Genomic DNA, 14,559 nt, shown 5'->3' on the forward strand with positions numbered 1-14,559 from the left:
GTAAAAATGGCCATTGAAGTGATCGTCTCGAGAGTGTTCTGAAGGGCGCTTGCGATCACACTGCAGAAATCCGCGATCTCATCAAATATCAATGTGACATTACGGAAGCGATTGTTTAGGATGTCGCCGAATAGGTCAATACTTTGGCAGAAAGTTAATTCCAGTGCCGACCTGCTGTTAATAAATTGACGCCAGATTACGAGCAACTTAATAAGTTCCCTAACTTGTTATCTGGCAATGAAACAAATGCGAATCTTTACGTCATCCAGTAATGAAGCGGCGTTAGTTAAGGCCGGTCGGCATGATGGATACCAACTGAACGGTAATTTCGGAGAGTCACCCCCATGAGCAGTGTTGTTGCCATCGTCAAAAGCATTGTTGGCCAGGTAGTAGCAGTTTCCCCGGAAGGGATTCGTCGTGTGCTCATCGAGGGTGACCGGTTGTTCACCGGCGAGCAGCTTGAGACAGGCCCGGGAGGCGCAGTCACGCTGCAGCTTGCCGATGGCCGTCAGCTGGACATTGGCCGTGACAGCCAGTGGAGTGCCGACGCACCGGCGTCCACGACCAACCTTGCCGAAGCCAGCGCGCAAGCGGCACCGTCAGTTGCCGAACTGCAGCAGGCCATCGCGGCCGGCGCCGACCCGACCAAAGACCTCGAAGCCACTGCAGCGGGTCCGCAAGCGGCGCCAGGTGATGGCGGCAACGCAGGCGGCGGCCACAGCGTGGTGATGCTCACCGAGACGGCGGGCGAAGTGAATCCGACCATCGGCTTCCCGACCAACGGGCTGGGGACGACGACCACGCCGCCGCCTACGCTGAGCAACGGCCTGGCGATCGACAACGGCAACGACAACGGCGGTACTCCCGTCGCGCCGCAACCGACGGGCACCCTGACACTGACCGCCACCCAGACGCTGACCGAAGCCGGCGGCGCGCTGGTCTACACGGCGAACATCACCCAGGCACCGACGTCGGACCTGACGGTCACCCTGTCCAACGGTTCGACCATTGTCATTCGTGGCGGCGACACGTCCGGCTCAACCACTGTTCAACTGGCTGACAACAACACGCCGTACATCGACCCTTCCGTTATCAGCACCACTATCACCGGCACAACCGGCGGTGGCGGTCTGGTCGTGACGACTGATCCGACGCCGGCGGTGACCACCATCACCGACACCATCGACACCACCACGGTCAGCCTCAGCGCTGCGCCGACGTCTGTCGAAGGCACCTCGATCACCTACACCGCTACGCTGACCAACCCGGCACAGACCCCGGTCAACGTCACCTTGTCCGACGGTTCGACCATCACCATCCGTGCGGGCGAGTCCACCGGTACGGTTGTCGTCGCGGCCCCAGCGAATGACGTCTACAACACCAACACCGTTATCAGCACCACGATCACCGGCGCAACCGGCGGCAACTTTGAGAACCTGGTGCCCAACACGGCGCCGGCTGTGGTGCAGATCGTCGACAGCATCGACACCACTGTTGCCAGCATCACCGGCACCCAGTCGGTGGTTGAAGGCCAGGCTGCCACGTACACCATTACGTTGAGCAACCCGGCGCAGACCGAAGTCACGATCAATCTGACCTACAGTGGCACCGCATCCAACGGCACTGACTACACGCAAGTGGTCAGCGTGAAGATCCCTGCCAACAGCAGCAGCGTCACCTTCGACCTGAACACCCTAAATGACACGATCCCGGAAGGCGTTGAAAACGTCACCGTCGCGATCGGCGCCATCACCGGCGGCAACTTCGAGAACATCGTTGCCAGCGCGACCAATGGCAGCGTCACCACCACCATCATCGACAACGACGCTCTGCCGGTTGTGGATCCGAATGGCGGGGGTAACGGCACCAACAGCGAAACCACGTTCACCGAAGGCCAGGCTGGCGTTTCGATCGCCGACCAGTTGACCGTCACTGACGCCGACAGCCCGACCCTGCAAAGCGCGAAAGTCACCCTGACCAACGCTCAGGACGCCGACACATTAGTGGTGGGCAGCCCGAACGCGAACATCGCGGTCACTACCGCCACCGTCAACGGCCAGATCGTACTGACCCTGACCGGTGCCGCCACCGCTGCCGAATACGAAGCCGTGATCAAGTCGATCACCTTCCAGAACAGCAGCCAGGACCCGAGCGTCGCGGACCGCACCATTACTGTGACCGTCAACGATGGCCAGAACGATTCCGTGCCGGCCACCAGCATCGTGCACGTCGTTGCCGTCAATGACGCCCCGACCGTCTCGTTCACCAGCTCCGATTACGTCGAAAACGGCGCGCCTCAGGCACTGGTCAACAACCTGCAGATCGGCGACGTCGACGGCGGCCAGCTGAGCGGCGCGAAGATCACCGTGACTGGCGTTCAGGCCGAAGACCTGATCGCTTCGCCGTCCTTCCAGGGTGGCAACACCGGCACCACGGCGTCGGGCATCAGCTACACGCTGGGCAATGACGCCAACGGCAACGTTGTCATTCAGTTGAGCGGCAACGCCTCGATCGCCGACTACACCACGCTGATCAACTCGATCACTTACGCCAACAGCAGTGACGCCCCGATCACCACCCCGCGCGGCGTGACGATCGAAGTGACTGACGTGGACACCCACGGCACCAACAACCTGACGGGCAGTGCCACCGGCGAAGTCGACATCACCCCGGTCAACGATGCACCGACCGTCACCGACGCATCGGGCAAAGGCGACGAAGACACCACCATCGCGGTCAAGCTGACCGGCGCTGACGTCGACGGCACCATCGATCACTTCAACCTGGTGAGCCTGGCAGCCAACGGCACGTTCTACGCCGATGCCGCCGGGACCCAGGCGCTGACCAACCTCAGCAACATCGCCGCCACCGCCAACGGCGCGACCATCTACTTCAAGCCGAACGCCAACTGGGCGGGCGACACCAGCTTCACCTACACCGCGGTCGACAATCAGGGCCAGCCAGCCGGCACGCCAGCCAACGGCATCATCAACGTCACGCCAGTGGCCGATGCCCCGATCGTCACCGTTGCCAACGCCCAAGGCGCTGAAGACACGGCGATCAAGCTGACGCTGAGCACTGCACTGGTCGACACCGATGGCTCCGAATCCTTAGGCCCGTTGGTTGTGTCCGGCATTCCGGTCGGCGCCGTGCTGACTGACGGCACCCACAGCTACACCTCGATTCCGACAGGCGACGGCGCCGTCTACATCGACGGCTGGGACCTGAACAACCTGACGATCACGCCGCCGAAAGACTTCAACGGCCCGATCACCTTGCAGGTGAGCTCGACCTCGACCGAAGCCGCCAACAAGGATGCGGCCACCACGACGCAGTCTCTGATCGTCAACGTGACGCCCGTGAACGACGGCCCGGCGGTCAACTTCGACAGCACGACCTACACCGAAAACGGTGCGCCGGTCGCGCTGGTCAACAACTTCAGCATCACCGACATCGACAGCACTCAGCTGAGCAGCGCGAAAATCACGCTAACCGGTATCCAGGCTGAAGACCTGGTTGTGTCCCAGTACTACAAAGGTGGCACCACCGGTGTTACAGACCTGGGCATCACCTACACCCTGAGCAACGACGCCAACGGCAACATCGTCATCGACCTGACGGGCAATGCCTCGGTCGCCAACTATGAAACCCTGATCAAGTCGCTGACTTACGCCGACAACAGCGAAAACCCGAGCACCGTCCCGCGCGGCGTGAGCATTTCCGTCACTGACCTGGACGCCAACGGCACCACTAACCTGACCGCCGTGCACGACGGCCAGATCAACGTGATTGCCGTCAACGACGCCCCGACCGTCAACGCGGCACGGGGCCAGGGCGACGAAGACACTGCGATCGCGGTCAAGCTAACCGGCGCTGATGTCGACGGCACCATCGACCACTTCAACCTGGTCACCATGGCCGAGCATGGCAAGTTCTACGCCGACGCAGCCGGTACCCAGGAGCTGACCAACCTCAGCAACATCGCCGCCAGCAACAACAGCGCGACGATCTACTTCAAACCGGATGCCAACTGGGCCGGTGACACCAGCTTCACCTACACCGCCGTCGACAACCAAAACCTGCCTGCGGGCGCGCCAGCGAACGGCATCATCAACGTCACGCCGGTGGCCGATGCTCCGATCGTTACCGTTGCTGACGCCCAAGGTAATGAAGACTCCGCGATCAAGCTGAACGTGAGCACCGCGCTGGTCGACACCGATGGCTCGGAATCCCTGGGCCCGTTCGTGGTGTCCGGTATTCCGGTGGGCGCCGTGCTGACTGACGGCACCCACAGCTACACCTCGATTCCGACAGGCGACGGCGCGGTCTACATCAACGGTTGGGATTTGACCAACCTGACGATCACGCCGCCGAAAGACTTCAACGGTTCGATCAACTTGCAAGTGAGCTCGACCTCCACCGAGCTGACCGGCCAATCGGCCACCACGACTGTTCCCCTGACTGTCACCGTCGGGCCGGTCAACGACGCACCGACCGTCACCTTCACCAACCCTGACTACGTCGAAAACGGCGCACCTCAGGCATTGGTCAGCAATCTGCAGATCGGCGATGTCGACAGCGCTCAGCTGAGCAGCGCGAAGATCACGCTGACCGGCATTCAGGCTGAAGACCTGATCGTTTCCCAGTACTACAAGGGCGGCAACAGCGGCACCACCGACCTGGGCATCAGCTACAACCTGAGCAACGACGCCAACGGCAACATCGTTATCGACCTGACCGGCAAGGCGTCGATCGCCGACTACACCACGCTGATCAACTCGATCACCTACGCCAACAGCAGCGATAACCCAAGCACTGCCCCACGTGGCGTGACCATCGAAGTGACCGACGTTGATGCCAATGGCACCAACAACCTGTCGGGCAGCGCCACCGGTCAAATCGACGTGACCGCGGTCAACGATGCACCGACCGTTAACACAGCGTCGGGTGCTGGCAACGAAGACACCACCATCGCCGTCAAGCTGACTGGCTCTGACGTCGACGGCACCATTGGCCACTTCAACCTGGTCAGTGCGCCTGCACACGGTACGTTCTACTCGGACGCCGCCGGCACCCAGCCGCTGACCAACTTGACCAACATCGCCGCCAGCAACAACGGCGCGACGATCTACTTCAAGCCAGACGCGAACTGGGCGGGCGACACCACCTTCACCTACACCGCGGTCGACAACCAGAACCTGCCAGCCGGCAACACGGCAACGGGCACGATCAACGTCACGCCTGTGGCTGATGCGCCGATCGTTACCGTCAGCAACGCCCAGGGCGCCGAAGATTCGGCGATCAAGCTGAACGTAAGCACCGCGCTGGTCGACACCGATGGCTCCGAATCCCTGGGCCCATTCGTGGTGTCCGGTATTCCTGTGGGCGCCGTGCTGACTGACGGCACCCACAGCTACACCTCGATTCCGACAGGCGACGGCGCGGTCTACATTAATGGTTGGGATTTGACCAACCTGACAATCACGCCGCCAAAAGACTTCAACGGCTCGATCAACCTGCAAGTGAGCTCGACCTCCACCGAGCTGACCGGCCAATCGGCAACCACGACTGTGCCCCTGACTGTCACCGTCGGGCCGGTCAACGATGCGCCAGTGGTCAACTTCGACGGCACCTCGTACACCGAAAACGGTGCACCGGTTGCGATCGTCAACAACTTCAGCATCACCGATGTCGACAGCACCCAGCTGAGCAGCGCGAAAATCACGCTGACCGGTATTCAGGCTGAAGACCTGATCGTTTCCCAGTACTACAAAGGCGGCACCGATGGCACCACCGGTACCACCAGTCTGGGTATCAGCTACAAGCTGAGCAACGACGCCAACGGCAACATCGTCATCGACTTGACTGGCAAGGCTTCGGTTGCCGACTACGAAACCCTGATCAAGTCGATTACTTACGCCGACAACAGCGAGAACCCGAGCACTGCCCCACGTGGTGTGACCATCGCTGTGACCGACGTGGATGCCAACGGCACCAACAACCTGACCGTTGTTCACGACAGCCAGATCAACGTTATTGCCGTGAACGACGCTCCAGTTGTTGACGCCGCCACTGGCAATGGCAACGAAGACACTATCGTCGCGGTCAAGCTGACCGGCTCCGACGTCGACGGCACCATTGACCACTTCAACCTGGTCAACACGCCTGCCAACGGCACGTTCTACTCCGACGCCGCTGGCACTCAGCCGCTGACCAACTTGAACGACATCACCGCGACCAACAACGGCGCGACGATCTACTTCAAGCCGGACGCCAACTGGAACGGCAGCACGCCGTTCACCTACACCGCTGTCGACAATCAAGGTCTGCCCGCCGCCACTCCAGGCACTGGCACGATCAATGTCACGGCCGTCAATGACGCGCCTGTGGTCAACTTCGACAGCACCTCGTACACCGAAAACGGTGCACCGGTTGCGATCGTCAATAACTTCAGCATCACCGACGTCGACAGCACAGAGCTGAGCAGCGCGAAGATCACGCTGACCGGTATTCAGGCTGAAGACCTGATCGTTTCGCAGTACTACAAAGGTGGTACCTCTGGCGACACGAGCCTGGGCATCAAGTACACGCTCAGCAACGACGCCAACGGCAACATCGTCATCGACTTGACTGGCAAGGCTTCGGTTGCCAACTACGAAACCCTGATCAAGTCGATCACCTACGCTGACAACAGCGAGAACCCGAGCACTGCGCCACGCGGCGTGACCATCGCTGTGACCGACGCTGATGCCAACGGCACCAACAACCTGACCGTCGTTCACGACAGCCAGATCAATGTCATTTCCGTGAACGATGCGCCGGTAGTCAACGCCGCTTCGGGTGCAGGCAAGGAAGACACCACCATCGCGGTCAAGCTGTCTGGCTCCGATGTTGATGGCACCATTGGCCACTTCAACCTGGTCACTGCGCCTGCACACGGCACGTTCTACTCGGACGCCGCCGGCACCCAGCCGCTGACCAACTTGACCAACATCGCCGCGACCAACAACGGCGCGACGATCTACTTCAAGCCAGACGCGAACTGGGCGGGCGACACCACCTTCACCTACACCGCGGTCGACAACCAGAACCTGCCAGCCGGCAACACGGCAACTGGCACGATCAACGTCACGCCGGTGGCGGATGCCCCGATCGTTACCGTCACCAACGCTCAGGGCGATGAAGACAGCGCCATCAAGCTGGACCTGAGCGCTGCACTGGTGGACACCGACGGTTCTGAGTCCCTCGGCCCGGTCATTGTGGGCGGCATTCCAGTGGGCGCAGTGCTGAGCGATGGCAACGGCCACAGCTACACCTCCATCCCTGTTTCTGAAGGCGGCGATGGCGAGGCTTACCTCACCGGCTGGAACCTGAGCACCCTGACCATCACGCCGCCGAAAGACTTCAACGGCTCGTTCAACCTGCAAGTGAGCTCGACGTCGACCGAAAGCGCCAACAACGACTCGGCCACCACGGTTAAGTCGCTGACCGTCAACGTCGCATCCGTAAACGATGCGCCGGTAGTCAACACCGCCACAGGCAATGGCAACGAAGACACTATCGTTGCGGTCAAGCTGACCGGCTCTGACGTGGACGGCACGATCGACCATTTCAATCTGGTCAACACGCCTGCCAACGGCACGTTCTACTCCGACGCCGCTGGCACTCAGCCGCTGACCAACTTGAACGACATCACCGCGACCAACAACGGCGCGACGATCTACTTCAAGCCAGATGCGAACTGGAACGGCAGCACGCCGTTCACCTATACCGCCGTTGACAACCAGGGTCTGCCCGCCGCCACTCCAGGCACTGGCACGATCAATGTCACGGCCGTCAATGACGCGCCTGTGGTCAACTTCGGCAGCATCACCTACACCGAAAACGGCGCACCGATCGCGATCGTCAAAGACTTCAGTATCACCGACGTCGACAGCACAGAGCTGAGCAGCGCGAAAATCACGCTGACCGGTATTCAGGCTGAAGACCTGATCGTGTCTCAGTACTACAAAGGCGATAACAGCGGCGATACCGGTCTGGGCATCAAGTACACCCTGAGCAACGACGCCAACGGCAACATCGTCATCGACCTGACTGGCAAGGCTTCGGTTGCCAACTACGAAACCCTGATCAAGTCGATCACCTACGCCGACAACAGCAACAACCCGAGCACCACACCGCGCGGCGTGACCATTGCTGTGACCGACGTGGATGCCAATGGCACCAACAACCTGACCGTCGTTCACGACAGCCAGATCAACGTGATTTCCGTCAACGATGCGCCGGTGACCAAGCCAGCGACGGCGACGGGCGACGAAGACAACACCGTGGCGGTCAAGCTGACCGGCACCGACGTCGACGGCACCATTGACCACTTCAACCTGGTCAACCTGGGTCAGCACGGCACGTTCTACGCCGATGCCGCAGGCACTCAGGCACTGGACGGCAACAGCGTCATCAAGGCGACCGGCAACAGCGCCACCGTCTACTTCAAGCCGGTCGGCGACTGGAGCGGCAGCACCAACTTCACCTACACCGCGGTCGACAACCAGGGTCAGGCAGACACCACACCGGCCACCGGCACCATCAAGGTCAATCCGGTCACCGACACCCCTGCCCTGTCCCTCGTGGACGACCAGACCGTGGCTTCGCTGAACGTGAACGGCGCGACCACGACTGTGATCGGCAACATCGGCAGTGGCGCATGGCACACCGACAACAGCGGCGGCACCGTTGAGATCCGCACTCCAGGCACCTACGGCGTTGCGGGCAACAGCAACAACAGCCAGGTGCTGGAGCTGGAGCGCAACAGCGGCGACCCGAGCAACCTGTACACCAACATCGACGCCAAAGCCGGCGCGACCTATACCGTTTCGCTTGATTATTCGGTCCGTGCAGGCGCGGTCGACAACTCGCTGATCAACGTCTTCTGGGGCGGCAAGCTGGTCGGCACGCTCACCAACACCGTGGTCGGTCTGAAGACCTACACCTTCGACGTGCCGGTCACCACCGACGGCAGCGCGAAGCTGGAATTCAAGGCCGGCGACGCGAACTCCCTCGGCGGCGTGATCAACAACATCAGCGTCACCGAGCACCTGAACAGCGGCCTGGAAGACAACGCGATTCTGCTGTCGACCATCAAGGCAGCGACCACTGACGTCGACGGCTCCGAAACCCTGACGGTCAGCATGAAGGGCATTCCGGTTGGCGCTTCCCTGAGCGACGGCACGCACACCTTCAACGCCACCGCCGGTGCAACCGCGACTGACGTGACCGATTGGGACCTGAGCAAACTCAAGCTCACCCCGCCGGCCAACTTCAGCGGCGACATCGCTCTGACCGTCACCGCTACCGCCCAAGACGGCGCAGCGGCTCCGGTCAGCAAAGACCTGACGTTCAACGTCCATGTGGCACCGGTGGCAGACGCCCCGACCGTGATCGCGCCTGCCGTCACCGGCCCGGAAGACACGGCCATCCACCTGAACATTGGCACCACGCTGGTCGATACCGACGGTTCCGAGAGCCTGACCCACCTGACCCTTTCCGGCGTTCCGGTCGGTGCCGTTGTCACCGATGGCACTCACAGCTACACGTCAACTGCCGGCGGCAACGGCACTGCGGCGCTCGACGGCTGGGACCTGACCAAGGTGACCCTCACGCCACCGGAGAACTTCAACGGCCAGATCAACCTGACCGTCAACGCGACGTCCACCGAACTGAATGGACCGTCTGCGACGACCCAACAGCCGCTGACCGTCAACGTGACGCCAGTGAACGACGCACCGGTCGTGAATTTCGGCAGCATCACCTACACCGAAAATGACGCCCCGACCGCGATCGTCAAAAACTTCAGCATCACCGACATCGACAGCACCCAGCTGAGCAGCGCGAAAATCACGCTGACCGGTATTCAGGCTGAAGACTTGATCGTTTCCCAGTACTACAAAGACGGTACCTCGGGCGATACGGGCCTGGGCATCAAGTACACCCTGAGCAACGACGCCAACGGCAACATCGTCATCGACCTGACTGGCAAGGCTTCGGTTGCCAACTACGAAACCCTGATCAAGTCGATCACCTACGCCGACAACAGCGATAACCCGAACACCGCGCCACGCGGCGTGACCATCGCTGTGACTGACGCCGATGCCAACGGCACTGACAACCTGACGGTGGTTCAGAACAGCCAGATCAATGTGATCGCCGTGAACGACGCACCTGTCATCGGCCACACCGGAACGGGCAAAGAGTTCGGCAACACCTGGAACGAAACCGCCGTGGGTGGCGATGTCACCGCGCCGGGTAAAGGCCCAGGTCAGATCGCTCGCGATTTCACCCTGAACGACGCCGACAGCACCACGCTGAAAAGCGCGACCGTCACGCTGACCAACTTCAAAGACGGCGACGTCCTGAATGTCGGCAAACCGGGCGCCCTGACCTATACCCTGAGTGATGTAAAAGACGCTTCCGGCGCAGTGACCGGCAAAACCATCACGTTCGGCGCAGGCACAGCTGCCCAGTACCAGACGGCGATTCAGTCGATCACCTTCGACAGCACGTCCCATGATCCGTCGAAGGACAACCGCATCATCAACATCACTGTCGATGACGGCAGCGCGGTCAACAACATCGCGTCCACGACCTCGACGATCCACATCACCACGGTCAACGATGTACCGACCGTGAGCACCGCATCGGTTGCCTTTACTGAAAACGACGCGGCGGTCTCGATCGTCAAGAACCTGAACCTGGCCGATGTCGACAACACCACCCTGAGCAAGGCCGTGGTGTCGGTCGATGTGAAGGCAGGCGACGTACTGACCTTTACCGGCACTGCGCCGAAAGGCGTCAGCGTGGTGGAAACCCACAACGATGCAGGCCTGGTGAACGGCTTCAAGATCAACGGCATCGCGACCATTGACCAGTACAAGGCGCTGATCCAGTCGATCACCTTCAACAGCCCGGGTGACAACCCTCAGGCGGGTGACCGTGCCGTGACGGTTCAAGTGACCGACTCCGGCGCGAAAGGCGACGGTACCGGTACGCAGGATTCGCTGGTTGCCGGCAGCAAGATCTCGGTCACCGCCGTGAACGACGCGCCCGTCATCGGCCACACCGGGACGGGCACAGAGTTCGGCAACACCTGGAACGAAACCCTGGTCGGCGGCGATGTCACCGCGCCGGGCAAAGGTCCAGGCCTGATTGCTGCAGACTTCACCCTGAAAGACGCCGACAGCCCGACGCTGCAAAGCGCCACGGTCACGCTGACCAACTACAAGGCGGGTGATCTGCTGGCGATCGGCAACACCGCGGGCCTGAGCGTCACCACCACCGACATCGTCACCAACAACGTGGTGACCGGCAAGGTCATCACGTTCGGTGCGGGCACGGCGGCTCAGTATCAGACGGCGATCTCGTCGATTACCTTCGACAGCACGTCCCACGACCCTGTCAAAGACGACCGCATCATCAACATCAGCGTCAACGACGGCAGCGCCACCAACAACATCGCCAACACCACGTCGACGATTCACATCACGACGGTCAACGATGTTCCGGTGGCCAACGCCACGACCGGCAGCGGCAACGAAGACAGCCTGGCCATCGCCGTGACGCTGAGCGCGACCGACGTGGACAGCAAAATCGACCACTTCAACCTGGTCGACATGGCTGCACACGGCACGTTCTACGCGGATGCTGCGGGCAAGGTCGCGTTGACCAGCCTGAGCAACATCGTCGCCGTCGGCAACGCTGCAACGGTGTACTTCAAGCCGGCCGCTGATTGGGCGGGCAGCACGTCGTTCACCTACAAGGCAGTGGACGATCAGGGTCTGGCGAGTTCGGTCAAAGCCACCGGCACCATCGATGTGGCGCCCGTCGCCGACCAACCAGTGGTGACGCTGGGCTCCGGCGTCGTTCAGTCGACCGGTCTGGTGAAAGACGTCTACGTCGGCACGCTGAAGAACATGGGCACCGACGGCAACGGCGCCAATGAAGCGACCATCAAGGCCGGCTTCAACACCACCGTTGCATCGACCTCGCACACCGTCGCCACCGCTGCACAGGACTCTTCCGTCGCAGTCGGCACCGGCACCAAGCTGTCCGGCCTGATCTACATGGAAGCCGGCCACACCTACACCTTCTCCGGTACGGCAGACGACAGCCTGTTGATCACCGTGGCGGGCCAGACTGCGGCCAACGCCACATGGGGTGCGGGCGGCAAGATACAGAGCGCGGGCTTCACGCCGACGGAGTCTGGCTACTACACCCTGGACATCTACCACTACAACCAGGCGGGCCCGGGCAGCTACAGTATCAATCTGGTCGACAAGACCATCAGCACCGGCGCGACTCAGACCGTGGCCCTGAACGGCAGCAACGTGCTGCTGTTCGCAACGGTCGATGACCTCAAGGCTTCCGGCCTGAACGTCTCGCCATTGCACGAAGGCACGGTTGGCAGCGGTGAGGGTTATTACACCGGCTACGAGCTGAACCACGGCACCGAAGGCGCCGCGATCAAGCTGAGCCCGATCCAGGCGGTATTCGGCGACAGCCTCGACGGTTCGGAGACTCACGTCACCACCCTGAGCGGCGGCGCACCGGCCGGCTCGATCCTGACCGACGCCGCAGGCCACACGGCCACCGTGACGACCCACGTCGAAAACGGCAAAACCGTGATGGACACGATCGACGTCAGCCAATTCGACCTGTCGACGCTGAGCATCACCACGCCTGACTACTTCAGCGGCAAGTTCACGCTGAACGTCACGGCGACGGCGACCGAAGCGACTGTGCCAGGCGTTCCAAGCGCCGTGGCCAGCGCCAGCGACAGCAAGGCGATCACCGTTACCGTCGAGCCTCAGACCTACACCTCGAGCGAAGGCCTGGCCGGCACCGACCCGACGCCAATCAACGGCACCACCGGCGGCGACATCATCGTTGGCGACGTCAGCGGCACGACCATCGTGCAGGGCAAGAGCTACAACATCGCCTTCATCGTCGACAGCTCGGGCAGCATGGGCAAATCCCTCGACACGGCGAAAACGCAGCTGCAGTCGGTCTTCGAGAAACTGGCGAACGGTGCTCAAACGGCCAACGCCGGCAAGATCAACGTGCTGCTGGTGGATTTCGACACCAACGTGCGCTCGACCGTGTCGGTGGACATGTCTGACAAGGCTGCTGCGCTGAAAACATTGGCCGCTGCTCTGGCGACCATGACATCGGGCGGTACCACCAACTACGAAGATGCCTTCAAGACCACCGCAAACTGGTTTGCCGGCTTGAACAGCACCAACCCGACGGGCGAGAACCGCACGTACTTCATCACCGACGGCGAGCCTAACGTTTACCAGAACACCAGCACGGTGCTCGGTACGGTGAACGGCACGGCTGTCACACTGGCGATGGGCCTGGAAAGCTGGCATTTGGGCAGCACGTATTCGGTGAACGGCAAAGTCGCCATCGACACCGTGGGCCATGTTTACAGCTACGCCAGCAGCACGACCGGCAAGCTGGTGGGCACCCTCGCCAGCCACGCGGACGGCAAGGGCGGTCAGGAATACAGCCTGAACTCACCTGAAACCAACGGCAGCAGCGTTGTGCTGGCTGAAGCGGACACCGGTTACGCGCTGTTGCTGAAGCAGTCGCCGACCATCGAAGCGATCGGCCTGAACTCGGCGGTCAAGACGAGCACGCTCAACCACTACGACAGCGACGGCCACGCGCAGACCAACGTCAACGCTGACGACCTGGCGAAAGCGGTACTGGGCGACCAGAAAGATATCGCTCCGGGCAGCGACACCCTCAACGGTGGCGACGGCAATGACATCCTGTTCGGTGATCTGATCACCTACAACACGCAGGGCGGCATTACGGCGCTGAAGGCGTTCGCGGCAGATACCTTGCACGTGAATGTGTCGACCATCGATGACAAGACGCTGCACTCGTTCGTGACCAACAACCTTGACGCGGTGGCTCACCTGACCAATTCGTCGTCGACGTCCCAGGACGGCAACGACACGCTGCTGGGCGGCAATGGCAACGACATTCTGTTCGGCCAGGGTGGCGACGACATCCTTAACGGTGGCAACGGCAACGACATTCTGATCGGTGGTAAAGGCAACGACATCCTTACCGGTGGCGCAGGTGCCGATACATTCGCCTGGAAAGCAGGCGACACCAACAGCGGTGGCTTTGACGTGATCAAGGACTTCAACAAGGGCGAAGGCGACCGGATCGACTTGCGTGACCTGCTGCAAGGTGAAGACACCGACACCCTCAGCAAGTACCTGCAAATCACCAACGATGGTCATGACACCATTCTGCAAGTCAGCACCACCGGGCAGTTCGCGTCGAATGTCACTGCGGCTGCCGCGGCGACCACGGCCGATGTGCACATCAAGGTGGAAGGCGTGACCTGGAGCAATTCCATGGTCAACTCGCTGGTGAGCGGTGCGGATCCGACCATCAAAGTCGATCACCACTGATAGCTGAGTCGCGAGAGCTGTTGTACTGTGCTGGCAGCCGTCCCTGACGGTTGCCAGCACCGTTACTCCCTGA

General features: G+C 61.3%; 1 protein-coding gene. It reads left to right on the forward strand.

Features of this window, described 5'->3' with window-relative positions:
- The first annotated feature begins 344 nt into the window (after positions 1–344).
- Entirely contained in the window at positions 345–14,486 is a 14,142-nt protein-coding gene (locus tag IFT47_RS17430; protein ID WP_192176532.1) for a retention module-containing protein, read from the forward strand.
- Positions 14,487–14,559: the final 73 nt, after the last annotated feature.

The sequence above is a fragment of the Pseudomonas sp. CFBP 13711 genome, from assembly GCF_014842265.1.
GTDB lineage: Bacteria > Pseudomonadota > Gammaproteobacteria > Pseudomonadales > Pseudomonadaceae > Aquipseudomonas.